Below are 25032 nucleotides of genomic sequence, written 5' to 3'. Positions count from 1 at the left end.
CCCGCCGCCGGAGCCGCCGCCGCCCCCGCCCGGGCGCTCGACCTCAACGCCGACCTCGGCGAGGGCTTCGGCCGCTGGAGCCTCACCGACGACGACGCCCTGCTGTCCATCGTCACCAGTGCGAATGTCGCCTGCGGCTTCCACGCCGGCGACCCCGCGACCATGCGGCGGGTCTGCGAGCGCGCGGCCGAGCGCGGCGTCCGCATCGGCGCCCAGGTCTCGTACCGCGACCTCGCGGGCTTCGGACGGCGGAGCATGGAGGTGCCGCCCGAGGAACTCGCCGCCGAAGTCGCCTATCAGATCGGGGCCCTGGAGGCGTTCGCCCGCGCCGCCGGCTCGCGGGTGGCCTACGTCAAGCCGCACGGCGCGCTCTACAACAGGACGGTGCACGACGAGGAGCAGGCCGCGGCCGTCGTCGCGGGGGTCACCCTCGCCGCCGGGGGCCGGAAACTGCCCGTCCTCGGCCTGCCCGGCTCGCGGCTGCACACAGCGGCGGAGGAGGCGGGGCTGCCCACGGTCGCCGAGGCGTTCGCCGACCGCGCCTACACCGCGCACGGCACGCTGGTGCCCCGGCGCGAACCCGGCGCCGTGATCCACGAACCCGACGCCGTCGTCGCCCGCTCCCTCTCCCTGGCCCGCGACCGGGCCGTCACCGCCCTCACCGGCGAACGCGTCCAGGTGCTCGCCCGGTCCCTCTGTCTGCACGGCGACACCCCCGGCGCGGCCGGCCTCGCCCGGCGGGTGCGCGACGAACTCCTCGCCGCCGGCGTGACCCTGGAGCCCTTCGCATGAGCCGCGTGCGTCACATGAGCCGGCCCACGGGCCGCACCGACCACACCGGCCGCACGAGCCCCCTGCGCACGCTGCCCGTGGGGCCGCACGCCCTGCTCGTCGAACTGGACACCGCCGAACAGGTGGAGGCGCTCCACGCCGAACTGCTGCGCCGCCGCGCCATGGGCGCCCTGCCCGCCGTACGGGACATCGTTCCCGCCGCGCGCACCGTACTGCTCGACGGGCTGAGCGACCCCCGCGCCCTCGCCGCGGAACTGCGCGACTGGGACGTGCCCCCGCTGCCCGCCGAGGCCGGCGACGAGATGGAGATCCCGGTGCGCTACGACGGGCCGGACCTGGCCGAGGTCGCCTCGCTGTGGGGCACCGACGAGGAAGGCGTCGCCCGGATCGTCGGGGAGACCTCGTTCCGCGTCGCCTTCTGCGGCTTCGCGCCCGGCTTCGGCTACCTCACCGGCCTCCCCGAGAACCGCCACGTGCCCCGCAGGAGCAGCCCCCGCACCGCCGTGCCGGCCGGGTCCGTGGCGCTCGCCGGGGAGTTCGCCGGGGTCTACCCCCGCCCCTCCCCCGGCGGCTGGCAGCTGATCGGCCGCACCGACGCCGTACTGTGGGACCCCGACCGCGAACCGGCCGCCCTCCTGACGCCCGGCACCCGGGTCCGCTTCGTCCGGGACGCCCGATGAGCGCCGGCACGCTGGAGGTGGTGCGGTCCGGCGCGCTCACCACCGTCCAGGACCTGGGCCGGCCGGGCCACGCGCACCTGGGCGTCGGCCGCTCCGGCGCCCTCGACCCACGGGCCCACCGGCTGGCCAACCGCCTCGTCGGCAACCCCGACGACGCCGCCACCCTGGAGACCACGGTCGACGGCACCGCCGTACGGGTCTCCGGCGCCGTCACGGTGGCCGTCACCGGCGCGCCCTGCCCCGTACGGGTCGACGGCCGGCCGGCCGCCTGGGGGGCGCCCCTGCGGCTGCGCGCCGGCGCGGTCCTCGACGTCGGGCGGGCCACGGCCGGCGTGCGCGCCTATGTCGCCTTCGCGGGCGGGGTGGCGGTTCCCCCGGTGCTGGGCAGCCGGGCCGCGGACCTGCTCTCGGGGCTCGGCCCGGAGCCGCTGAAGGACGGCCGGTCGCTGCCGCTCGGCACGCCGTACGGGCCGACGCCGCCGGGCACGGACGCCCTGCCCTGGCACGGGCCGCCCACCGAGCTGGCGCTGCCCGTGGTGCCGGGGCCGCGGCACGACTGGTTCTCCCCCCGGGCGCTGGCGGCCCTGTGGCGCGAGCGCTACACGGTCTCCGCGGCGAGCAATCGCATCGGGCTCCGCACGGAGGGGCCCGCGCTGCGGCGGGCCGAGGGCAGGGAGGGCGAGCTGCCCAGCGAGGGGATGGTGCTGGGCGCGGTGCAGGTGCCGCCGGACGGCCGACCGGTGATCTTCCTCGCGGACCACCCGGTCACCGGGGGCTACCCCGTGATCGGCGTGGTGCCCGAGGAGGCGCTGGGCGCGGTGGGACAGGCGGTGCCGGGCACGGGCCTGCGGTTCGTCCCCGGCCATGTCCCCGCGGCCCGCCGCACGGGCTGACCCGGTCCGGCCGGCCGCTCCGGAACAACGGCCGGGCCGGCCTGGCGCCGCCGCGCGCGGCGCGGCCGGGCGTCACACCGCCGAGGCGTCCGGCTCCGCGCCGAACCCCATCCGGCTGCGCACCGCCGTCTGGACCTGGGCCTCCTCCGCGGGGTCGGCGGCCAGGCTCCGCAGCCGCTCCACGACCCGCGTGTCGCCCGTGGCGGCGTGCCGCGCCCCCAGTTCGCGGGTGCTCTCCTCGCAGTCCCAGAGGCATTCGACCGCGAAGCCGGCCGGGAACGAGGGGTCCGTGGCGGCCAGGGCCCGGGCGGCCCGGCCGCGCAGATGGGACGAGGAGGTCTCGCGGTAGATGTGGCGCAGTACGGGGGCGGCGCACTCGATGGCGAGCCGCCCGGCGCCGTCGACGAGCGACCACAGCTCGGGCGCGTTCGGCCCCTGCGCCCGTACGGTTCTGCGGAGCGCGGAGAGGACCAGGGGGGCGTCCTGGAGGCCGCCCCGGCAGGCGAGCATCGCCGCCGCGGCCCTGCCCACGGCGTCCTCGCGGCGGGCCCAGGCCCGCGCGCGGGCCACGGCGTCGGTGCCCCGCATCCGTTCGAAGGAATCGACGGCCGCCGCCACCACGGTCTCCGAGGGGGCGGTGGCGGCCGCGTCGATCAGATCGAGGGCCCGGGGGTCCTGCTGCTCGGCGAGATAGCGCAGGGCCGCGCTCCGGGCGCCGTCGGGGCCCGTACGGGCGGCGGCCACGATCGCAGGGCGGTCCTCGGGCCCCGCCACGGCGACGAGACAGCGCGCGGCGGCGGCGTCCCGGAGCTGGGTGGGGTGCTGGTCCAGCCCCTGCTGGGCCCAGTCGAGGACCTCGGCGACGCTCCAGCCGGGGCGCGGGCCGGACGGGCGCATCTGGCGCTGCCAGCGGTCGAAGGAGCCCTGTTCGCGGGCGGCGCGGACGCGGGCGGCGCACTCCGGCTCGTCGGGGTGGTCGGCCCACAGCCGCCAGGGGTGCGGCTCGAAGGCGTCGCGCACGGCGGCCGCGAGCTCCGCCTCGCCCTCGGGGGTGCGGGGGAAGCGGGCGAGCACGGGGCGGCAGAGGCCGCGCAGCGCGCTGTCGTCGTCCCGCAGGGCGAGCTCGTCGAGGGCCCAGGCCCAGTTGCCGCCGGTCGCCGCGTAGCGCCGCAGCAGCCGCAGGGCGTCCTCGCGGCCGTACCCGGCGAGGTGGCCGAGGACGGAGAGGGCGAGCCCGGTGCGCTCCTCGCCGGTGTTCACGAGGTCGTCGGGGTGGAAGAGGTGCTGTTCGATCGCGTCGAGGCCGCCGTCGAGCTCCAGGTAGAGGCGGGCGTAGTACAGGGAGCGGTTCTCGAGCTGCCAGTCGTGCCGGGGGTCGCGCAGCACACAGTGGTGGAGCGCGGCGAGCGCCTCCGCCCGCGGCGCGGCGAGGGCGTGCAGCGTCCCGTCACCGCGTCCTCGCTGGAGGAGGCCGATGAGAGTGCCACTGGGCGCTATGTCTGGATCGAACATGAGGTCAGCATCCGGTGCGGGGAGATTGACTGGCAACGGGATTTCCGCCGACCGGCATTCTTGCCGATGATCCCGGTCCCTACGCCTGGTGAGGCCCATGGATTTCGCCGGTTCCCGAGCGCCGCAGCCTACCCGGACCGAGTCATTCCGCCGAGCCCGGTCCGTTCGGTTCCCACAAGGCCCTAGGCATATGTCAGAAGCACCACCGAATCGGGTGTTGCCAAATCCCTTACAGCCGGTCGCCGCCTGTGCAACAGTCGTAACCGGCCCTTCCGTCAGACCTGGCCGCGCCGCGCCTGTATCGGAGTACGACATGCCGCCCCATATCTCCGCGGACCGTCCCGCAGCCCAGCCGCCCGAGCGTGACGCGGTGGAGGCGTTGATCTCGCAGACCCGCAGACTCCGGGGCGGGGTCGACGCGGTGCGCCGGGACGCCTCGGCGGATGGGAACGACCCGCATCTCCGCTGGCAGCGGGCCCTGTGCGATCTCGCGGTGCACCACTTGGACGACCTCGGCGAGCAGCTCGGCCAGCTGCGCGAGGGCCTGCCGCCCCAGCCCGAGCCGGCCGTGGCGGAGAGCGAGGAGGCCGAGGAGACGGACGCGGCGTACTCCACCCGGGCCGCCGCTCCCGCGGGCCCCGGGCGCGCCTCGCTGCTGAGCCGGGTCGGCAGCGCCGAGTGGAATCTGCTCACCGACCACATCGACTGGTCCGACGAGCTGTTCCAGATCTTCGGCCGGGACCCGGAGGACGGGCCGCTCTCCCTGGACGAGCTGCCGTCCTGGCTGTTCTCCGAGGACCAGGCGCTGCTGACCGCGATGGTCACCGACTGCCTGGTGGACGGCAAGCCGATCGACGGCGAGTTCCGCATCGTGCGCGCCGACGGCTGTGTGCGCACGCTGCACATGATGGGCGAGCCCGTGCTCGACTCCGACGGCGCCACCGCGTCCATGTGGGCGGTGCTCCGGGACGTGAGCGAGCTGCGCCGGACCCAGCGGGCCGTGCGCGAGACCCGTGACACCCTGCAGCGCGAGCAGCACATCGCCCGGACCGAGCACCGGCTGGCGGTCGAGCTCCAGGAGGCCGTGCTCCCGCCGTGGCGCGGATCGCTGCGCTTCCCGCAGGGCGGGCCGGTCACCCTCGATCTGGCGGCGCACTTCCTGCCGTCCTCCTCCAGCGCGCTGATCGGCGGCGACTGGTACGACGCCCTGCACCTCCCCGACGGCCAGACGCTGCTCAGCGCCGGCGACCTCACCGGCCATGGCGTGACGGCCACCTCCGGCATGGCCATGCTGCTCGGCGCGCTCCGGGGCATGGCGATCGCCGGAGTGCAGCCCGGCGATCTGATGGGCTGGCTCAATCAGCTGCTCGACGCCTCCACCCAACCCGCGCTGGGCAGCGCCATCTGCTGCCGCTACGACCCGAGCACCCGCACCCTGCGCTGGGCCCAGGCGGGCCACCCCGCCCCGCTGCTGTTCCGCGACGGGACGGGGCGCTCGCTGGCTCCCCCGGAGGGCGTGCTGCTGGGCGCCACCTCGGGCGCCACCTATGGACAGGCCGAGGAGCGGCTGCAGCCGGACGATCTGCTGGTGCTCCACACCGACGGGCTCTCCCCCCGCGCCGCGTACCTCACCGACGATCCGATCGGCGGCTCCGAGGCCGCCCAGCGGCTGCTGGCGCTGGCCCCCCGGCTGACCGCGGCGCGCAGCGCCCAGGAGTGCGTACGGATCGTGGTCGAGGAGTTCGGCGACGCGGAGCGCGAGGACGACGCCTGCGTGCTGGTCGCCCGGATCAGCTGATACGAACTGATTCAGGGAAAAAGGGAAGAGAAGGAAGGGACACGAGCCACCACGGTGCCACGTGGTGGTTCCTGTCACACCGACGCATTGCGCTGCTTTCCGAGCCCCCGCTGCTTGGCGATGTCCTTGGGCATGGCCTGCTGGATCTCCTCCCGCAGATCCTCGATCTTGGCGTAGCTGGCGTAGCGACCGGTCAGCCGGTACATCTCGCGCAGCCGGTCCCAGGTGCGGTGCGAGGAGTTCTCCCCGATGCTCACCAGCGCCAGCCGGGCGTAGCAGTCCGCCTGGTCGGGGTCGTCGGCGATGAAGCAGGCCGAGGCGATGGAGATGTGGTCGAAGATCTGGGAGCGCTGGCGGCCGGCCTCCCGCAGCTCCAGGGCCAGTTTGGCGTGCCGCTCGGCGATCGCGGCGGCCGTCGGGTCGTGCTCGGCGAGGGTGCGATAGGCCAGCCCCTGCATCCCGTGCATGTCCGCCTCGTTGAACAACTGCATCCAGCTCGGCGGCGGCACATCGCCCCTGTCCGAGATGAAGAGCTCCTCCGCCTCGCCCAGGGTGCGCCGCATCGCCTGGCCGTGGCCCATGGCGGCCTGGGCCCACGCCTCGATGGTGTGGAACATGGCCCGGGTGCGCGGGAGCGTCTCCTCACCCGCCCCGGACTTGGCGAGCTTCATCAGGTCCAGGGCGTCGTCCGGCCGGCCCAGGTGCACCATCTGGCGCGCCGCCCGGGAGAGCGCCTCCGCGGCGCGCGGCCGGTCGCCGCCCTCGCGGGCCGCGTGCGCGGCGATCACGAAGTACTTCTGGGCGGTGGGCTCCAGGCCCACGTCGTGGGACATCCAGCCCGCGAGCACCGCCAGGTTGGCCGCCACCCCCCACAGTCTGCGCTGGAGGTGGTCGGGGTGGCGATAGGCGAGCATGCCGCCCACCTCGTTGAGCTGGCCCACCACGGCCTTGCGCTGGAGCCCGCCACCGCGGGCCGCGTCCCAGGCGCGGAAGACTTCGACCGAGCGCTCCAGCGCCTCGATCTCCTGCGACCCCACGGGGGCCGCCTCGTAGCGGTCGAAGCCCGCCGTGTCGACGGTGAGCGGATCGTCGAACCGGGGAGCGTCGGCGGAGAGAGCCGGTTCGGTGTGCAACCAGTCGTGCATGGCACCGCTGATGGCTGAGCCTGCGGCGAGCGCGGCGCCCGCGCCCACCAGGCCGCGTCGGTTGAGCATGAGGTCCATTCCCGTGAATTCGGTGAGGACCGCGGCAGTCCGGTCGGGCGCCCAGGGCAGTCCGTCGACGGACTGCCTCTTGCCCGTGCGCCCGTGCCGGTCGAACCCGAGATCCTCGATGGTCACGACACGGCCGAGTCGCTCGGTGAACAAAGTCGCCAGTACCTTCGGCACGGGATCGCGCGGCACCTCGCCGGTGTCGATCCAACGCCGCACCCGCGAGGTGTCGGTCGCCAGCTGCGGATGCCCCATGGCGGCCGCCTGCCGGTTCACGAGCCTCGCGAGCTCCCCCTTGGACCAGCCGGCGAGGCCGAACAGATCCGCGAGGCGGGTGTTGGGTTCCTTGGTCACGTCAAGCCCCCAGGTTCCTCGGCTGAGTTGACAGTAACCGCCAGTCATCGGCCGTGCGACTATTCGCCAGGGTTCGCCAGGGTGCGCCACATGGTGTGCCACCCGCGGATGGGTGTCAGGTAGGAACGCGCCTTCCCGGCCCGGTGTCGGCTTCGGACGGTCACCGGCTGCCATCGGCGGCACGGGCAGCCATCGGTCAGCCATCGGGCAGCCAACGGTCGGCCTCCGGCCGGCCAACAGCAGCACCGGCAGCCATCGGCGGCCCCGGGCACTCACGCTGCCGGACGACGAACGCCGCGCATTCCCCAGGGTGCGCGGTCGCCCGGCCGCTTCCGTCCGGGCGAGCCGGCCCGGGCCCGCCCGACCCGCCCGGACCGGGAAGCGCGCAGGCAGTCATCGGCACACGAAGGGATCTGTATCGTCCATGTACGCAGCATCGTCCTCCGTGTCCGCCCCGCCCCGGCCGCACCGCCCGCACCAGAACGGCAGTGGGCCGTATCTCGATCCCACGCACGCCGGAGGTTCGGTGCTCGGCGGCGGCCGCGCGCGGCGGGCCCCGGGGCTCGGCCCGCAACCGCTCAGCGGGAGAATCGACTTGTCCGGCCCCCAGGGCGCGCAGTTGCGGACCGTGATCGCCGCGGTCCACCGCATCTGTCCGGAGTTCAATCCCGTACAGGTGCTCCGCCGCAGCGGCCGCTCCGTCCTGCTGGTCGGCACCACCGGACGCAGTACGGCCGTCGCCAAGTGTTTACTGGACCACTCGCCCGCCTGGGCCGAGCGGTTCCGCCACGAAATAGCGGCATACCGCGCGTTCGTCCGGCACCGCCCCCCCGTGCGCGTGCCGAGGCTGATCGCCGCGGACCCGGACAACTGCACGCTGGTCATGGAGCGGATGCCCGGCCGGGTCGCCGCTCTGCAACGGCACCCGGTGGAGTCGCCGCCGCGTGCCGACGTCCGCGCCACGCTGGGCGCCATCTGCCGGGTCAACCGGTGGCGGCCCCCGGCGGGCATGTTCGACGCCCCGATCGACTACGCGTCGCGGATCACCCGCTATCACGAGCTGGGGCTGCTCACCGACCGCGACATGGGTGATCTGCAGAAGCTGCTGCACGGCCTGGCGCATGTGCAGGGGCAGTTCTGCCACGGTGACGCGCTGCTCTCCAACATCCTGCTCTCCCCCGCCGGGCCGGTCCTGGTGGACTGGGAGCACGCCGGCTGGTACCTCCCGGGGTACGACCTGGCGACGCTCTGGACGGTGCTCGGTGACGCGGCGCCGGTGGCGCGGCGCCAGATCAGCCAGATGGCGCAGGCCGCCGGGCCCATGGCGCGGGACGCCTTCCTGGTCAATCTGATGCTGGTGCTGACCCAGGAGATCCGCACCTACGAGACGGCGGTGGCCCGGACGATGCGGGACCCCTCCCCGGCGGCGCCGGGCCCCGGCTCCGGTTCCGGCGAGGAGCAGCGGCTGCTGCTGCGCCGGCTGCACGACGACTGCGCGCTGGCCCGCCGGGCGGTCCGAGCGGCGGTCGGCACCCGGTGAGCCCGTTCGGTGCTTCCCGCCGGGGAGCACCGCGCGGGAGGCCATCCGTGTCAGCGGCGCGCCCGAATGCCGGGCCCGCCGCTGACCGCCGTTCGGGGCCTCCGTTCGCGGCCTTTGCGCGGCCTCCGTTCGGGGCCTTGCGCGGCCTCCGTACGAGGCTCTTGGGCGCGCCCCGGCGGACCCCCGCGGAAGTGCGGTGGTCCGGCGGATTGACGGGTTGTCGGCCCGGCGATACCTGTAGTCGGGTTCACCTCGAGGAGGCTGCGTTGCCAGAAACCGACTCCCCCAACTCCAGAACCTCACGGGCCACAAGAGCCACACGAGTCCCGCCTCGGCGGGTGGCGAGGGCGGCGGTCGCGACAGCGGCCGCCGCCCTGCTGCTGCCCCTGCTTCCGGCCACCGCCCCGCAGGCGCGGGCCGAGCGGGCCGACCGGACCGCCCCCGGGTCCCTGCAGCAAGCCTTCACCGCCGCCGCGGCGGAGTACGGGGTGCCGAGCGGTCTGCTGCTGGCCGTCTCCTACCTGCAGTCCCGCTGGGACACCCACGGGGGCGCGCCCAGCGTCACCGGCGGGTACGGGCCGATGCACCTCACCGACACCCGTACGGCGCTGCGGGAGGCCCCGCACCACAGCCACGGCACGGAGGACCCGCGGGGCGACGAGGCACGGCCCGCGCCGGCGGTCCACCGGCGGCTGCCCGAGCCCGGGGAGCTGCCGGAGCGGCTGCGCACGGTGGAGCGCGCCGCGGCGCTGACCGGGCTGTCGGCGGACGCCCTGCGGCGTGATCCGGTGGCGAACATCCGGGGTGGCGCGGCGCTGCTGGCGGAGGAGCAGCGCCGGCTCGGCCGGCCGCTCGGCGGGGACCCGGCCGACTGGTACGGCGCGGTGGCCCGGTACGCGGGGGCCGGCGACCCGGGGACCGCGGCCGTGTACGCCGACGACGTGTTCTCCGTACTGCGCTCGGGTGAGCGGCGCACCACGGACAGCGGGCAGCGGGTCGTCCTGCCGCCGGCCCCCGGAGCGGTGCCGTCGGCCGCCCAGCGGCGTGCGGCGGGGGCGCGCCGCGCCGACCCGGGGCCGGTGGAGTGCCCGCGCACCCTGGCCTGTGAGTGGCTCCCGGCCCCCTATCAGGAGTTCGAGGAGAACGGTCAGACGGACTACGGCAACCACGACAAGGCCGATCGGCCGCGGTCGCAGAAGGTGGACTACATCGTCATCCATGACACCGAGGGGTCGTGGGAGACGGCGGTCCGGCTGGTGCGGGACCCGACGTATGTGTCGTGGCAGTACACCCTGCGCTCCGCCGACGGGCACGTGGCCCAGCACACCGCGCTCAAGGACGTCGCCTGGCACGCGGGCAACTGGTACGTGAACGCCAAGTCCGTGGGTCTTGAGCACGAGGGCTTTCTGACGGCGCCGGACGCCTGGTACACGGAGACGATGTACCGGGCCTCGGCCCGGCTGGTGCGGTATCTGGCGGACCGGTTCGCGATTCCGCTGGACCGGCAGCACATCCTGGGGCACGACAATGTGCCGGGCCCCGTCCCCTCGTCGGTGCCCGGGATGCACACCGACCCGGGGCCGTACTGGGACTGGGACCACTACTTCGCGCTGCTGCGGGCCCCGCTGAACCCGTCGGCCGGCCCGCGCTCCGAGCTGATCACGATCCGCCCGGACTACGACCGGCACCGGCCGCCCTACACCGGCTGCGGCCAGGGCGGCGCGGCCTGTCCCCCGCACGGGTCGGGCGCCGTGCGGCTGCACACCGAGCCGCGGGCGGACGCCCCGCTGATCAGGGACATCGGGCTGCGCCCGGACGGGTCGCCGTCGACGACCGGGGTGAACGACACGGGGGCGCGGGCGTCGACGGGGCAGCAGTACGCGGTGGCCGAGCGCCGCGGCGACTGGACGGCAATCTGGTACCTCGGCCAGAAGGCGTGGTTCCACAATCCCCGGTGGCAGCCGACGGCCGTCGGCTCCCGGGGCGTGGTGGCGAGCCCGAGGCCGGACGCCGGTGAGATCCCGGTGTACGGCCGGGCGTATCCGGAGGCCGCCGCGTATCCGGCGGGGGTGCCTGCGCAGCCGCTGACACCGCTGCCGTACCGGCTGCTCCCGGGCCAGAGCTACGCGGTGGGGCTGGAGACCGCGGGTGAGTACTACTGGGCCACGACCTTCGACTCCGCCGGTCATCGGGTGGTCCGTGGCGCGCAGCGCTACTACCAGATCCAGCTGGGCCACCGGGTGGCCTTCGTCCGGGCCGAGGACGTGACCGTGCGGTCGGTGCCCTAGGGCCGGGGCCGGGCCGGGGCCGTGGGTCGCCGGGGGCCGGGCCGGGAGGTCCGGGCCGGCGGCGGGCTATCAGCCCTGCTGGAACATCTCCGCGGGGAGGGGCTTGAGCAGCTGGTAGAGATCGTCGGTGATGGGCCGGTCCCAGCTGGCGATGGTGACCAGGACGCCGTCGCTGCGGTCGAACTGGACGCAGGAGACCCGGCTCTCCGAGATCTTGATCCGGCGCACGATCAGCAGATTGTCCTCGTGCATGACCGGGGTGTCCTCGGTCTCCAGCGCCTCCACCGGCTCCTCGTGGCCGAGGGCTGCCAGCAGCTGGGCCACCTCGAAGGGCACCTGGCCGTCGGGCAGTTCCCGGGCCGGGGAGCCCTCGGGGAGGTTGCCGATCACCATGGCGGGGCCGCGGCCGCCGAAGAGGTCGTAGCGGAGGAAGACGCCCTGGCAGGAGCCGTCGGCGGCGGGCAGCAGGCCGGCGCCCAGGTTGCCGGGCCAGTCTGCGGGGTCCATCGCCAGGACATCGAAGTCCGGACCGGTGGGCGTGGCTGCGCTGCGGCGGCGGAGGAACGACATACGGCCATCGTACGTGGCCGGGCGGACCCTTCCGCTCGCGGCCCGGCCGGGTGCGAGGCGTGTCCGAGACGGGTCCGAGGACCGGCCGCACGTCCGGTCCGGCGGAGAGGCCCTCCGGTTGCGCGCCCGGCGTCGGGCCGTCCGGATCTCCGGCGGTGACGGCGGTTCCCGCCGCCCGGGGCGGTCGGGACCGCGGCCCCCGCCGGAGATCCCACTCGACGGCTCAGGTGAGGTCGAACTCGCCGTCCCGGGCGCCGAGGACGAAGGCCCGCCACTCCGCGGGCGTGAAGATCAGGGCCGGCCCCTCGGGGTTGCGCCCGTCCCGCATCGCGATATAGCCCTCGACGAAGGCGATCTGCACGTCCCCGGACCCCTGGCTGCTGGACAGCCACTCCGCGTTGCTGAGGTCGAGCTGCGGCTTCACCTTCGCCGGCGGCTGCTGTGTGGTGCTCTCGGCCACGTCCGTTGCTCCTCCCGATGCGTCGTCCCGGTCAGCCTAGCCATGGAGACCCGGGCCGGACAGGTCGTACGTCAACCTGCCCATGCACCACGGCCAACTCCCGCCAATTCCGGTCAAGTACAGGGCGGAAACGCTCATGGTGCGAGCAAGCGGAGTCATGCGGAGGCGGTCAGGTGGTCGGTTCCTCGGCACCGACCAGCCACATGGAGAAGAACTGCGAGCCGCCGCCGTACGCGTGCCCCAGCGCCGTGCGCGCGCCCTCGATCTGGTGCTCGCCCGCCCGGCCCCGCACCTGCGCCGCGGCCTCCGCGAAGCGGATCATCCCGGAGGCGCCGATCGGGTTGCTGGAGAGGACCCCGCCCGACGGGTTGACGGGCAGATCGCCGTCCATCGCCGTCACCCCGGACTCGGTGAGCTTCCAGCCCTCGCCCTCCGCCGCGAAGCCCAGGTTCTCCAGCCACATCGGCTCGTACCAGGAGAACGGCACGTACATCTCGACCACGTCGATCTCCCGGCGGGGGTCGGCGATCCCGGCCTGGCGGTAGACGGCGGCCGCGCAGTCCCGCCCGGCGCGCGGTGACACCACGTCCTTGCCCGCGAACAGCGTGGGCTCGCTGCGCATGGCCCCGCCGTGCACCCAGGCCACGGGGTGCGGTGCCCGCCGCGCGCCGGCGCGGTCGGTGAGCACCATCGCGCACGCCCCGTCGGAGGACGGACAGGTCTCGGAGTAGCGGATGGGGTCCCACAGCATGGGCGAGGCGCGGACCGCGTCGAGGGTGAGGTCGTGCTCGTGCAGATGGGCGTACGGGTTCCTGAGGGCGTTGCGGCGGTCCTTGTAGGCGACGAGCGTGCCCACGGTGTCGGGGGCGCCGGTGCGCCGGATGTAGGCGCGGATGTGCGGGGCGAAGAAGCCACCGGCGCCGGCCAGCAGGGGCTGCTGGAAGGGGACGGGGAGCGACAGGCCCCACATCGCGTTGGACTCGGACTGTTTTTCGAAGGCGAGGGTGAGCACCGTGCGGTGGACGCGGGCGGCGATCAGGTCCAGGGCGACCAGGGCGGTCGACCCGCCGACGGAGCCCGCGGTGTGCACCCGGGTGAGGGGCTTGCCGACGGCGCCGAGGGCGTCGGCGAGATACAGCTCCGGCATCATCACGCCCTCGAAGAAGTCGGGCGCCTTGCCGATGACGACGGCGTCGATGTCCGGCCAGGACAGTTCGGCGTCCGCCAGGGCGCGGAGCGCGGCCTCCCGCACCAGGCCGGCGATGGACACGTCGCGGCGGGCGGCGGCGTGCCGGGTCTGGCCGATGCCGACGACGGCCACGGGTTCGCGGCCGGAGGCGGGCCCGCCGGTGCCGCCCCGGGCGGGGCCCGTACTACGGCTCGCGGCGCGATCCGTAGTACGGCTCGCGGCGGCGCCCGTGGTACGGCTCGTGGCGCGGCTCATGGCGTGTCCCCTTCCAGCACGGCGACCAGATTCTGTTGCAGGCACGGGCCCGAGGTGGCGTGGGCGAGGGCGCGGTCGGACTCCCCCCGGTGCACGCGGGCCGCGGCTTCGCCGAGCCGGATGAGCCCGGCGGCCATGAGGGGGTTGTCGACCAGGGCCCCGCCGGAGGGGTTGACCCGTACGGTCCCGCCCAGGCGCAGGGCCCGGCGCAGCACGACCTCCTGGGAGGTGAAGGGGGCGTGCAGTTCCGCCGTGTCGACGGGGCGGTCGAAGGCGCCGGCCCGCTCGGCGGCCAGCCGGGTGGAGGGCGAGTCCGTGAGGTCGCGGACGCCGAGGGCGTGGGCCTCGACGCGGTGGTCGATCCCGCGTATCCACGCGGGGCGGGGGGAGAGCCGGCGGGCGGTGTCCCCGGTGGCGAGGACGACGGCTGCGGCGCCGTCGCCGACGGGCGGCACGTCGTGGGCGCGCAGGGGCGGCACTACGTAGTCAGGGGTGTCAGGGGTGTCAGGGGTGTCAGGGGTGCCGGCGTTGTCGGGGGCGGCGGTGCTCTCGGGGGTGCCCGCGTGGTCACAGGCGGCGGCGTTCTCGCGGGCGCGGGCGGCGATGGCCGCGAGCCGCGCCTCGTCGGTGAGGCCGGCGTCGAGCAGGGCCCGGGCCTGGAGGGCGGCCAGGGACACGGCGTCGGGCCACAGGGGGGCCAGGTAGTACGGGTCGAGCTGGCGGGTGAGGACGTCGCGCGGCCGGCCGGCGGTGGACTTGCCGTAGGAGTAGACGAGCGCGGTGTCACCCGCTCCGGAGCGCAGCCGGACCCACGCCTCGTACAGGGCCCAGGCGCCGTCCATCTCCACGTGCGACTCGGAGACCGGGGGCCAGGCGCCCACACCGTCCAACGTCATGGTGAAGGAGAAGGCGCGGCCGGCCAGGTAGTCGCTGGAGCCGGAGCAGATGAAGTCGGTGTCGGAGGCCGCCATGTCGACCTGCGCCAGCGCCTCCCGCAGGACGGGCAGCAGCATCTCCAGTTCGGAGAGGTCCGCCTGGGCCCCGGGGTCGCCGGTCCGCGCGTAGGCGACGATGGCCACGTCCGGCGTCACAGCAGCTCCTTGTAGGTGTCGTAGTCGGCGTCGGGCTCGCCGGTGGGGCGGTAGTGGTCGGGGTGGCGCTCGCCGGGGGCCCAGACGGGCTCGACGCGCAGGCCCATGCGCACCTGGTCGTGCGGGATGCCGGCGACGCGGCCGTGGAGGGCGAGGTCGGCGCCGTCGAGGGCGATGTGGGCGTAGACGTAGGGCACCTCGATGTCGAGGTTGCGGGCCTTGATGTTGACGACGCAGTAGGTGGTGACGGTGCCGCGCGGGCCGATCTCCACCTGTTCGTCGGTCGGCACCCCGCAGGTGGGGCAGGCGCCGCGCGGGGGCACGCACACCTTCCGGCAGGAGGGGCAGCGCTCGCCGACCGTTCTGTGCTCGGCGAGGGCCGTCAGATAGCGGGTCTGGGCGCGGCCGGGCGTGTAGGTGTAGTCGAGGCGGGCGGGCGCCACGATGCCGGTGACGGGGTCGGGGAAGACCCCGTCGTGCGGGACGGGGACCGGCGCGCCCGTGCCCCGTACGGTGTCGTGGGGCGCGCCCTCGCTCCGTACTGCGGCGTCGCCGAGGCTCTGTCCGTACGGTTCGAAGCAGGCGATGTCGGTGATGGCCCCCGTGCGCCGCTCGGCCCAGCGCACGCGCACCCGCATGCCGGTGCGGACGGCGTCGGGCCCCGGCGCGTCAAGGGCGTGCAGCAGGGCGGTGTCGGCGCCGTCGAGCCGCACCAGCACCCAGGCGAAGGGCCGGTCCAGCGGCTGGCCGGGGCGCGGGGCGGGCTGCCAGGCCCAGGTGGTGACGGTGCCGGTGGGGGCGACCTCCACGAGGTCGCGGATCTCCTCGGCGGTGACCGGGTCGTACTCGACGGGCGGCACCAGCACCCGGCCGTCGCCCGTGACGACCCCGAGGAGGACGCGCTCGCGCAGTCCGGTGAGAAAGGCGCTCTGGACGGGGCCGAGGGAGCGGGTGAAGGGGAATTCGAGGGTGAGGGGCGCGGTGAGCGTCCCCGTCGTCTCCGGCATGGGGTGTCGGCACTCCTTCGTCGGGTGCGGGCGGCGGTCGGGCCCGGCAGGCGGCCGGGCGGCGCTCAGGCCCGCCGGTAGACGGGCGGGCGCCTCTCGGCGAAGGCCCGCGCGCCCTCCTTGGCGTCGGCGGTGTCGAAGACGGGCCAGCCGCGCTCGAGTTCGAGCCGGAGCCCGTCGGCCTCGGTGAGCTCGGCGCTGTCGTAGAGGGATGCCTTGACCGCCTCGACGGCCAGCGGCCCGTTGGCGTTGATCAGTTCGGCGGTCTCCAGGGCGCGCTCCAGGGCGGTGCCGTCGGGGACCACGCGGCCGATGAGGCCGATCCGCTGGGCCTCGTCGGCGGAGTAGGGGCGGCCGGTGAGGAGCATCTCCAGCGCGTGGGTGCGGGGGATCTGGCGGGCGAGGCGGACGGTGGAGCCGCCGATGGGGAACAGGCCCCGCCGGACCTCGAAGAGCCCGAAGGTGGCGCTGCGGCCGGCGACGCGGATGTCGGTGCCCAGGAGCATCTCGGTGCCGCCGGCGACGCAGGGGCCCTCCACGGCGGCGAGCACGGGCTTGCGGGGGCGGTGGTGCCGGAGCATGGCCTTCCAGTGGAGGTCGGGGTCGGCCGTCATGCGCTCGCGGTGCTCCTGGCCCGCCATGTCGGCGCCGGCGAGGGCCTTGAGGTCCATGCCGGAGCAGAACGCCCCGCCGGCGCCGGTGAGGACGACGGAGCGGATGGAGTCGTCCTGGTCCGCCTCCGCCCAGCCGTCGTGGAGGCCGACGAGCATGCCGAGGGAGAGCGCGTTGCGCGCCTCGGGGCGGTCGAGGGTGAGCACCAGGGTGGCGCCCTCCCTGCGCACCCGCAGATGGTCGGTCCCGTGGCCCATGGCAGCCTCCCGCCGTCGCCGGTGAGAAAGCAGGGTGCAGGAGCGGGCCGCACAGTTCAAGAGTTTTCTGACGCCTCGTCAGATTTCTTGGGCGGCCCGCCTTCCGCCGACCGGCGCCGAGCGCTCTAATGACCGCCGAACCGATGGTCCGACGCCGCCAGGAGGAGCCATGGAGTTCAACCTCGCCGACCTGTTCGAATCGATCGCGGACGCCGTCCCGGAGCGCGAGGCGCTGGTGCACCTCGACCACCCGGGCACGGGCGCGGAGCGCCGGCTGACCTATGCCGGGCTGGACCGCGCGGCGAATCGTTTCGCCCACCATCTGCTCGACTCCGGGGTGCGGGCGGGCGACCACGTGGGGCTGCATCTGTACAACGGCGTCGAGTACCTCCAAACCGTGCTGGGCTGCCTCAAGGCGCGCGCCGTCCCGGTCAACGTCAACTACCGCTATGTCGAGGACGAACTGGCGCTGCTCTACCGCGACGCCGACCTCACCGCCCTCGTGTTCGACGCGGAGTTCACCGAGCGGGTCGCCGGCGCCCTGGGTCGCGCGCCCCGGCTGCGCCATCTGCTGCGGGTGGGCGGCCCGCCCGACGCCGCACCCGAGCCGCGCCTCCCGTGCGTGCCCTACGCGGAGGCGGAGCGCGCGGCCTCCCCGGAGCGGGGCTTCGCCCCCCGCTCCGGCGACGATCTGTTCCTGATCTACACCGGTGGCACCACCGGACTGCCCAAGGGCGTCATGTGGCGCCAGGAGGACCTGTTCTTCTCGGGCATGGGCGGGGGCGCGCCCACCGGGGAGCCCGTACGGCGGCCGGAGGAGGTGGCGGAGCGGGTCGCCGCGGGCGGCGCGGGCCTGGTGTTCTTCCCCATGGCCCCCCTGATGCACGGCACCGCCACCCTGACCGCGTTCATCGCGTTCCACTTCGGCCAGAAAGTGGTGCTGCACCGCAAGTTCGTCCCCGAGGAGGCGCTGCGCACCGTCGCGCGGGAGAAGGTCACCACGGCGTCGCTGGTCGGCGACGCGATGCTGCGGCCGCTGCTGGACGCGCTGGCGGGGCCGCTGCGGGGCCTGGACTGCTCGTCCCTGCTGAGCGTGAGCAGCTCCGGCGCGCTGCTGTCGCGCACCGTCCGCGAGCAGTTCTCCGCGCTGCTGCCGGGGGTGCCGCTGCTGGACAACTTCGGCTCCTCGGAGTCCGGTTTCAACGGCACGGCCACGGCCGACGACGACGGCCGGGGGGCCGCGCTGACGCTGCGGGTCAACGAGCGCACCTCGGTGGTCGACCCGGCCACGCTGCGCCCGGTGGCGGTCGGCGAGCCGGGCCGGATCGCGCTGCGCGGCCATGTGCCGCTGGGCTACTACAACGACCCCGTGAAGACCGCGGAGACCTTCTTCGAGGTGCGGGGCGAGCGCTGGGTGCTGCTCGGTGACATGGCGACGGTCGACGAGCGGGGGGTGGTCACGGTGCTGGGGCGGGGCTCGCAGTGCATCAACACCGGGGGCGAGAAGGTGTATCCGGAGGAGGTGGAGCAGGTGCTCAAGGACCATCCGGACGTGTACGACGTGCTGGTCACCGGCGTGCCGGACGCGACCTGGGGGACCCGGGTCTCCGCCGTGGTGCAGGTGCGCGCGGGCGCCGGGACGCCCTCGCTGGCGGAGATCCAGGAGCACTGCCGCGCACGGCTCGCCGGGTACAAGATCCCGCGCCGGCTGGTGACCGTGGAGAGCATCCAGCGCTCGCCCAGCGGCAAGGCGGACTACCGCTGGGCGCGTTCGGTGGCCCAGTACGGTTCGCGCAGCCGCCGTTTGTAGAGCTTGCCGTTGGGGTCGCGCGGCATGGTGGCGATGAAGTCCACCGAACGGGGACGTTTGTAGCCGGCGAGCCGAGAAGCGCAGTGGGCCAGGAGGGCGTCGGCGAGGGCGGGCCCCGGCTCCTGGCCCGCGGCGGGCTCGATCACGGCCTTGACCTCCTCCCCCCACTCCTCGTGCGGGACGCCGAAGACCGCGGCGTCGGCGACGGCGGGGTGGGAGAGCAGAACGGCCTCGATCTCGGCGGGGTAGATGTTGACGCCGCCCGCGATGATCAGGTCGATCTTGCGGTCGCGGAGGAAGAGATAGCCGTCCTCGTCGAGGTGGCCGAGGTCGCCGACGGTGAAGAAGTCCCCGATGCGGTTCTGCCGGGTCTTCGCCTCGTCGCGGTGGTAGCTGAAGTCCCCGGTGGTCATGCGCATGTGGACGGTGCCGAGTTCGCCCGGGGGCAGCCGCCGCCCCTCGTCGTCGTAGACGGCGATCTCGCTGATGGGCCACGCCTTGCCGACCGTGCCGGGCTTCTTCAGCCAGTCCTCGGCGGTGGCGAAGGTGCCGCCGCCCTCGCTCGCCGCGTAGTACTCCTCGACGCACGGCCCCCACCAGTCGATCATGGCGCGTTTGATGTGCTCGGGGCAGGGCGCGGCGCCGTGCAGGGCGTGCCGCATGGAGGAGACGTCGTAGCGGGCCCGCACCTCCTCGGGGAGGGCGAGCAGCCGGTGGAACTGGGTGGGCACCATATGCGTGTGGGTGCAGCGGTGGCGCTCGATCAGCCGCAGCATCTCCTCCGGGGTCCACTTGTCCATCACGACCAGCTGGTGGCCGATGTGCAGGGACGCTCCCGCGAACTGGAGCACGGCGGTGTGGTAGAGCGGCGAGCACACCAGGTGGACATGGCCCGAGAACGGTTCGATGCCGAAGATGCCCAGGAAGCCGCCGTGGTAGGCCTCCTCCGGCGGGGTGCCGGGCAGGGGGCGCCGGATGCCCCGGGGGCGGCCGGTGGTGCCCGAGGTGTAGTTCATCACCCAGCCGAGCGTGCGCCCCTCGGGCGGGGTGGCGGGTTGCCCGGCGAGGAGGCGCTCGTACGGCCGGAAGCCGGGGACGGTGCCGACGGCGTAGCGGCGGGCGGGGTCGGTGCCCGCCTCGTCCGCGGCCGCGCGCGCCACGGCGCCGAACCGCTCGTGGGCGATGAGCGCCCGGGCGCCGGAGTCGGCGACGATCCAGGCGATCTCGGGGGCGGTCAGATGGTGGTTGACCGGGACGAGGTACCAGCCGACCTGGGTCGCGGCGAGGTAGGCCGCGAGGAGTTCGGGGCCGTTGGGGAGGACGACGGCGAAGGCGTCGCCGCGGCGCAGCCCGGCCGCGCGCAGCCCGTGGGTGAGCCGGTTGGCGGCTGCGTGCAGACGCCCGGCGCTCCACTCCTGGCCGTCGGCGGTGAACAGTACGGTGCGATCGGGGTTTGCCGCGGCCTGGGCCCAGAAGCCGTTGGGGGCGGCGGATTGGCCGGACGCCACGGGTCCTTGGGTGACGCCGGGTCCTCGGGCTGTCACTGGCTCGGGGGCCGTCGCGGAGTCGCGGGGGGCCGCGGGCCCCTGGGGTGCTGCGGACATGGCGCTCCTCTCTCGGCGCGTCCGATGCGTCAGACGCGTCCGGCGATGCGGTTCAGCCGGTCCATGGCGCGTTCGAAGCCGCGGGTGAGGTCGTCGAAGACGGCCGCGACGCTGCGCTCCGAGGTCATCCGGCCGACGATCTGGCCGACCGGGGTGCCGAGCAGCGGGGCCACCTCGTACCGCTGGACGCGGGAGACCGCCTCGCCGACCAGCAGCCCCTGGAGCGGCATGGGCAGCGGGCCGGGGCCGGCCGGGTCGTCCCAGGCGTCGGTCCACTCCGTGCGGAGCTGACGGGCGGGCTTGCCCGTGAGCGCGCGGGAGCGGACGGTGTCGCCGGAGCCGGCCGCGAGCAGCTTGGCGGTCAGGGCCCGCGAGCCCAGTTCGGCCTCCTCGGTGGTGAGCCAGATGGAGCCGAGCCACACCCCCTGGGCGCCCAGGGCCAGACCGGCGGCGATCTGTTCGCCGCTGCCGATGCCGCCCGCGGCCAGTACGGGCAGCGGGGCGACGGCCTCGACGATCTCCGGGGTGAGCACCATGGTGGCGATCTCCCCGGTGTGGCCGCCCGCCTCGTACCCCTGGGCCACGACGATGTCGATGCCCGCCCGGCGGTGGCGCTCGGCGTGCTGGGCGCTGCCGGCGAGCGCGGCGACGAGCACGCCCTGCCGGTGGGCGCGCTCGACCACGTCGGCGGGCGGGGAACCGAGCGCGTTGGCGAGCAGCCTGACGGGGTACTGGAACGCCGTGTCGAGCTGGGCGCGGGCGACGTCCTCCATCCAGCCGGTGATGCGCCAGCCGGGTGCCTCGCCCTCCGGCAGCTCGGGCACGTCGTACGCGGCGAGGGTGTCCCGCACGAACGCCCGGTGCCCGGCGGGGATCATGGCCTCCACATCGGCCTCGGTCACGCCCGCGACGCTCTTGGCGGGCATGACGACGTCGAGGCCGTAGGGGGCGCCGCCGGTGTGCCGGTCCAGCCACTCCAGATCGCGGGCGAGGTCGTCCCCGCCGGCGCCGTACCGGACGGCGCCGAGCACGCCGACGCCGCCGGCCCGGCTGATCGCGGCGGCGACGGCGGGGAACGGGGTGAACCCGAAGATGGCGTGGCGGGCGCCGAGCGCGGTGCTCAGTTCCGTCTGCATGGGGCGCAGAATGCCGCAGTCCCCCTGCGGGGGGAAGAGGTTTTCTGACGCCTCGTCAGATTAGGTCACTGCGCCGCGCTCACCGCGCACCGGCGGATCGCCGCGAGGTGCCCGCTCTCGACGGGGTGGAGGCGCCGCGCCATGAGTTGCACCTCCGCGCTCTTCCCCTCCGTGATCTCGCGGCCGATCAGCCGCAGGGCCTCGGTGTGCTCGCGCTCCTGCAGCCGCAGCCAGGCAGCGTCGTAGGCCAGGGTGTGGGCCTGCTTCGCGACCTCGTCGAGGTCGCTTCGCTGCTGTGACGTCATCGCGCCGGGGAGCACCACGCCGTGCCGGAGGGCCACGGCTCGAACCGCGCTGTCGGCGATGCTGTGATCGCGGGCGATCGTGGACCCGGCGGCCCGCACACACGGGGTGACCGCGTTCACCGTCGCGTCGCTGCCCGCCGCCATGGCCGCCAGGTTGCTCTGGTGGATCGACTGCAGGAACGTGGCGTCGGGGTTCTCCACCGCGCCGGCCGCCGCCATGCCCGCGGACGTCGCGGTCAGGGCCAGGGTCAAGGCCGTCAGTACGGTGCCGATCCGGTGTCGCAGGCGCATCTCGCACTCCCCTCCCGATCGTGGTTCGCGTTCGCGCGCGGCACAGCGAGCAGCGCGCGCGTCCAGATCAGCAGAAGAACATCCCGATATTGCCATGATCAGGGTATTTAGCCCGTTCGGGGTACGCCCGCCCGGGGCCGGTTGGAACACACGTGCGCGGGGGCGCGGGTTGACCGCGGGAGCGGGGGACAGAATGCTGCACAACCTCACCCGCACCGGAGGACCGTTCCGTGACACCGCCCAGGGAGGGCACCATGGCGGAAGGCGAGCACGAAGGTGAAGGCGACCGCGCGAGCGAGCACGAAGGCGAACGCGGACGCGGAGGCGAACACGGAAGCCGACGCGCAAGCGAACGCGGAAGCCGACGCGAAGGCGGGGCCGGCGGCGCGATGAGCAGACGGCGGGTGGCCGGCGCCGCGATGGCGCTGGGCGGGGCGCTTCTGCTGCCCGCCGGCCCGGCCCTCGCCACCACCACCGGCCCGGGCACCCTGCGCCGGGGCACGCCGCACCGGGCGGGGCTGCTCGACGAGCATCTGCGGCGGATGGTGACGGCCGCCGCCGGCTATCTGGGCCCCTCCCCCACCCACCCGTACTACCCCGGTGCCGTCCTGCTCGCCGGCCGGGGCCGGATCGTGGCCGTGGAGGAGGCGCTGGGCCTGGCCGTCCGCTACGCCCGCTACGACGAGGCCACCGACACCGGCGTCGAGCTGCCGCCGGAGCGACAGATCCCGATGGCGCCCGACACCGTGTTCGATCTGGCGTCCCTCACCAAGCTGTTCACCTCGATCCTCGCCGTTCAGCAGATCGAACGGGGCGCGCTGCGGCTCGAGGACCCGGCCGCGGCGCACCTTCCGGAGTTCGGGGCCGCCGGCAAGGCCGGCATCACCGTTCGCCAGTTACTGACCCACACCTCGGGGCTCCGCCCCGATCTGCGCTTCTTCGACCTGCCGAACCAGGAGGAGAGGCTGCGGCTGCTGTGGCGGGAGGCCCCGCTCGACCCGCCCGGCACCGTGTACCGCTACTCCGACCTCAACCTGATCACCCTGCAGCTGCTGCTGGAGCGGATCACCGGCCGCCCGCTCGACGTGCTGCTGCGCCAGGAGCTCACCGAACCGCTCGGCATGGCCTCCACCCGCTACAACCCGCCGCCGTCCTGGCGGCACAGGATCGCGGCGACCGAGGACCAGCGCAAGCCGTGGGCGCGGGTCGACCGGGGCCTGGTGTGGGGCGAGGTGCACGACGAGAACGCCTGGTCCTTCGGTGGCGTCGCCGGGCACGCCGGGGTCTTCGCCAGCGCGTGGGACCTGGCGGTGCTCTGCCGGACGCTGCTGAACGGCGGCTCCTACGGCCGGGCCCGCGTGCTGAGCCGGGCGTCGGTGGAGCTGATGCTCTCCGACTTCAACACCGCCTTCCCCGGGGACGCGCACGGCCTGGGCTTCGAGCTCCACCAGTACTGGTACATGGGGGCGATGGCCACCCCGCGCACCGCCGGGCACACCGGGTTCACCGGCACCTCGCTGGTGCTCGACCCGACCACCGACTCGTTCCTGGTGCTGCTGTCCAACTCCGTCCACCCGTGCCGCACCTGGCGCTCGGGCAGCGCGCCCCGGGCCGCCGCGGCGAACCACATGGCGCGCGCCGTCCCCGTACGGCCGGCGAGCGGCACGGCCGCGTGGTTCTCCGGCATGGTGGACGGCTCCTCGGCGACGCTCACCCTGCCGCCGCTGACCGTCACCGGTGACAGCGCTCGGCTCCGCTTCGCGCTCTGGTGGGACCTGGAACCCGGCGAGGACCGGCTGCTGCTGGAGGCGTCGGTGGACGACGGCGCCTGGCGCCCGCTCCCGTTCACCACCCGGCGGCCGGGCGGGGCCGAGGAGGCGCACCCGGACGGTTCGGCCGGCGGTTACGGGGGACGGGCGTGGCACCGCGCGACCGCGGAGCTCACGGGTCTCGTCGGCCTCGGCAGTTCCGCCGATCCCACCGGTCCCAGCAGTCCTGCTGACCCCACCGGTCCCGCCGGCCGTACGGAGCGGAGCGGGGCCGCCGTACGACTGCGCTGGCGGTACGTCACCGGCGCCCGGTACGTCGGCCGGGGCGTCTACGTCGACGGCATCCGGGTGTCGGAGGGCGGGCGGGCGCTCTTCGACGACTCCCGCCCCGCCGACGCGAGCGCGATCGAGGCCCGGGGCTGGGCCCCGTCGGCCGACTGAGCCCCGGCGCGTCAGCGGCCGCCGCGCCGGCGGAGCGCGGCGACCTGGCGGTACAGCTCCACGGCCTCCGCTGACCGGCCGAGCCGCTCCAGGCAGTGCGCCTCGTCGTTGCGGCTGGTCAGCGCGTCGGGGTGGTCGGCGCCGAGCACCCGGGCGCGCGCGGTGGACACCTGCCGGTACAGCGTCAGCGCGTCCGACCAGCGCTTCAGCCAGCCCAGGCCGACGGCCACCTCGCGCCGGCTGGCGAGGGTGTCCGGGTGGTCCGGGCCGAGGACCCGCTCGCGCAGCGCGCAGACGTCGCGCGCCTCGGCCAGCGCCTCCTCCCAGCGGCCGAGGCGCCCGAGGTTGACGCCGAGCCCGTGCCGGGCGCGCAGCGTCTCGGGGTGGGCCGGCCCCTGGGCGCGCGTGCGGTCGGCCACCAGCTCCCGGTAGACCTCCAGGGCCTCCGCGCTGCGCCCGACGCGGCCGAGGCTGATGCCCACCTCGTAGCGGGCGGCGAGGGTGTCGGGGTGGTCGGGACCCAGCACCCGCCGGCGGGCGGCGGCCACCTCGCGGTAGGTCTCCAGCGCCTCGCTCCAGCGGCCGAGCCGGCCGAGGGCGTAGGCCACCTCGTAGCGGGTGACGAGCGTCTCGGGGTGGTCCGGGCCCAGCACGCGGGTGCGCGCCGCGGCGACCTCCGCCGCCATCCGGTGCGACTCCTCCAGCCGGCCGAGCCTGCTCAGGTTGAACGCGAGATTGTGCCGGCAGCGGAGGGTGTCGGGGTGGTCGGCGCCCATCGCGCGCTCCCGGGCGGCGAGCACGGCGGCGTAGGTGTCGTGCGCCTCGACGTGGCGGCCCAACTGGCCCAGCACGAAGGCGATCTCCTGGCGGGCGGCGAGGGTGTCGGGGTGGTCGGGGCCGAGCGCCTGGTCGCGCCCGGCCGCCACCCGGGTGTACTCGCGCAGCGCCTCCTCCGCGCGGCCCAGCCGGCTGAGGGTGAAGGCCACCTCGTACCGGCTGGCCAGGGTGTCGGGGTGGAGCGGGCCGAGGGCGTGCTCGCGCTCGGCGGCGACCGAGCGGTGCACCTCGCCGGCCTCCTCCCAGCGGCCGACCCGGCCGAGCGTGAGGCCCGCGTCGTGCCGGTCGGCCAGCACGGCGAGCAGCTCGGGCGGCGGGGTGGGGCGGTCG

Annotated in this window: 20 protein-coding genes; 8 read left to right on the top strand and 12 right to left on the bottom strand. The window is 74.7% G+C overall.

Features of this window, described 5'->3' with window-relative positions; all coding sequences use genetic code 11:
- The 3 genes from ACSNOD_RS10490 to ACSNOD_RS10480 form a co-directional block, all read left to right on the top strand.
- Positions 1-792: LamB/YcsF family protein (locus tag ACSNOD_RS10490; protein ID WP_436766553.1), on the top strand; the 792-nt coding region annotated here is incomplete at its 5' end.
- 14 nt (positions 793-806) lie between these two features.
- The gene (locus ACSNOD_RS10485) at positions 807-1472 is read left to right on the top strand and encodes a 5-oxoprolinase subunit B family protein (protein WP_436766555.1); all 666 of its coding nucleotides are present in this window, start codon (positions 807-809) and stop codon (positions 1470-1472) included.
- Complete coding sequence (locus tag ACSNOD_RS10480) at positions 1469-2365, top strand: biotin-dependent carboxyltransferase family protein (RefSeq protein WP_436766552.1); 897 nt, start codon at positions 1469-1471, stop codon at positions 2363-2365. The genes ACSNOD_RS10485 and ACSNOD_RS10480 overlap by 4 nt, the downstream gene beginning before the upstream one ends.
- A gap of 72 nt (positions 2366-2437) precedes the next feature.
- On the opposite strand, the gene ACSNOD_RS10475 is transcribed toward ACSNOD_RS10480, so the two are convergent.
- Entirely contained in the window at positions 2438-3877 is a 1440-nt protein-coding gene (locus ACSNOD_RS10475; RefSeq protein WP_436766551.1) for a HEAT repeat domain-containing protein, read from the bottom strand.
- A 313-nt stretch (positions 3878-4190) separates the two neighbouring features.
- Between ACSNOD_RS10475 and ACSNOD_RS10470 the strand changes: the two genes are divergently transcribed.
- Complete coding sequence (locus ACSNOD_RS10470; protein WP_436766550.1) at positions 4191-5675, top strand: PP2C family protein-serine/threonine phosphatase; 1485 nt, start codon at positions 4191-4193, stop codon at positions 5673-5675.
- Between the two features lie 74 nt (positions 5676-5749).
- On the opposite strand, the gene ACSNOD_RS10465 is transcribed toward ACSNOD_RS10470, so the two are convergent.
- Positions 5750-7240 carry a DNA-binding protein NsdB gene (locus tag ACSNOD_RS10465; RefSeq protein WP_436766549.1) on the bottom strand — a complete coding sequence of 497 codons (1491 nt, stop codon included), beginning with the start codon at positions 7238-7240 and terminating at the stop codon, positions 5750-5752.
- A 424-nt stretch (positions 7241-7664) separates the two neighbouring features.
- On the opposite strand from ACSNOD_RS10465, the gene ACSNOD_RS10460 reads away from it, so the two are divergent.
- Both ACSNOD_RS10460 and ACSNOD_RS10455 read left to right on the top strand, forming a co-directional pair.
- Entirely contained in the window at positions 7665-8780 is a 1116-nt protein-coding gene (locus ACSNOD_RS10460) for an aminoglycoside phosphotransferase family protein (protein ID WP_436766548.1), read from the top strand.
- Between the two features lie 338 nt (positions 8781-9118).
- Complete coding sequence (locus ACSNOD_RS10455; protein ID WP_436766547.1) at positions 9119-11068, top strand: N-acetylmuramoyl-L-alanine amidase; 1950 nt, start codon at positions 9119-9121, stop codon at positions 11066-11068.
- A gap of 69 nt (positions 11069-11137) precedes the next feature.
- Here the strand turns inward: ACSNOD_RS10455 and ACSNOD_RS10450 are convergent, their stop codons facing one another.
- The 6 genes from ACSNOD_RS10450 to ACSNOD_RS10425 all read right to left on the bottom strand — a co-directional run bounded on the left by ACSNOD_RS10450 (position 11138) and on the right by ACSNOD_RS10425 (position 16509).
- A complete protein-coding gene (locus ACSNOD_RS10450) occupies positions 11138-11638 on the bottom strand; it encodes a hypothetical protein (RefSeq protein ID WP_436766546.1) in 501 nt (166 codons plus the stop codon).
- 223 nt (positions 11639-11861) lie between these two features.
- Positions 11862-12098, bottom strand: coding sequence for a DUF397 domain-containing protein (locus ACSNOD_RS10445; RefSeq protein ID WP_436766545.1), 237 nt, complete (start codon positions 12096-12098; stop codon positions 11862-11864).
- Between the two features lie 169 nt (positions 12099-12267).
- Positions 12268-13419 (bottom strand): thiolase domain-containing protein, encoded by a 1152-nt coding sequence (locus ACSNOD_RS10440; protein WP_436766554.1) that lies wholly within the window; start codon positions 13417-13419, stop codon positions 12268-12270.
- A gap of 119 nt (positions 13420-13538) precedes the next feature.
- Entirely contained in the window at positions 13539-14633 is a 1095-nt protein-coding gene (locus ACSNOD_RS10435) for a lipid-transfer protein (protein ID WP_436766544.1), read from the bottom strand.
- On the bottom strand, positions 14630-15640 hold the full coding sequence (locus ACSNOD_RS10430; protein ID WP_436766543.1) for a Zn-ribbon domain-containing OB-fold protein: 1011 nt from the start codon (positions 15638-15640) through the stop codon (positions 14630-14632). Before ACSNOD_RS10430 ends, ACSNOD_RS10435 begins: the two co-directional genes overlap by 4 nt.
- 65 nt (positions 15641-15705) lie before the next feature.
- Entirely contained in the window at positions 15706-16509 is an 804-nt protein-coding gene (locus tag ACSNOD_RS10425) for a crotonase/enoyl-CoA hydratase family protein (protein ID WP_436766542.1), read from the bottom strand.
- Between the two features lie 169 nt (positions 16510-16678).
- Here ACSNOD_RS10425 and ACSNOD_RS10420 point away from each other — a divergent pair, with 169 nt between their 5' ends.
- The gene (locus ACSNOD_RS10420; RefSeq protein WP_436766541.1) at positions 16679-18319 is read left to right on the top strand and encodes an acyl-CoA synthetase; all 1641 of its coding nucleotides are present in this window, start codon (positions 16679-16681) and stop codon (positions 18317-18319) included.
- Here the strand turns inward: ACSNOD_RS10420 and ACSNOD_RS10415 are convergent.
- The 3 genes from ACSNOD_RS10415 to ACSNOD_RS10405 form a co-directional block, all read right to left on the bottom strand.
- On the bottom strand, positions 18265-19827 hold the full coding sequence (locus ACSNOD_RS10415) for an acyl-CoA synthetase (RefSeq protein WP_436766540.1): 1563 nt from the start codon (positions 19825-19827) through the stop codon (positions 18265-18267). The genes ACSNOD_RS10420 and ACSNOD_RS10415 overlap by 55 nt on opposite strands.
- A gap of 125 nt (positions 19828-19952) precedes the next feature.
- Positions 19953-21059, bottom strand: coding sequence for an NAD(P)H-dependent flavin oxidoreductase (locus ACSNOD_RS10410; RefSeq protein WP_436766539.1), 1107 nt, complete (start codon positions 21057-21059; stop codon positions 19953-19955).
- A 65-nt stretch (positions 21060-21124) separates the two neighbouring features.
- Positions 21125-21655, bottom strand: coding sequence for a DUF4142 domain-containing protein (locus ACSNOD_RS10405; RefSeq protein ID WP_436766538.1), 531 nt, complete (start codon positions 21653-21655; stop codon positions 21125-21127).
- 389 nt (positions 21656-22044) lie between these two features.
- Here ACSNOD_RS10405 and ACSNOD_RS10400 point away from each other — a divergent pair, with 389 nt between their 5' ends.
- The gene (locus ACSNOD_RS10400; protein WP_436766537.1) at positions 22045-23865 is read left to right on the top strand and encodes a serine hydrolase; all 1821 of its coding nucleotides are present in this window, start codon (positions 22045-22047) and stop codon (positions 23863-23865) included.
- 11 nt (positions 23866-23876) lie between these two features.
- Here the strand turns inward: ACSNOD_RS10400 and ACSNOD_RS10395 are convergent.
- The coding region (locus ACSNOD_RS10395; RefSeq protein ID WP_436766536.1) for a tetratricopeptide repeat protein at positions 23877-25032 on the bottom strand (1156 nt) is incomplete at its 5' end.

It is taken from the genome of Streptomyces sp. URMC 123 (genome assembly GCF_051386515.1).
GTDB lineage: Bacteria > Actinomycetota > Actinomycetes > Streptomycetales > Streptomycetaceae > Streptomyces.
The sequence above is the reverse complement of the archived record's forward strand: the minus strand, read 5'-3'. Positions and strand labels throughout refer to the sequence as shown.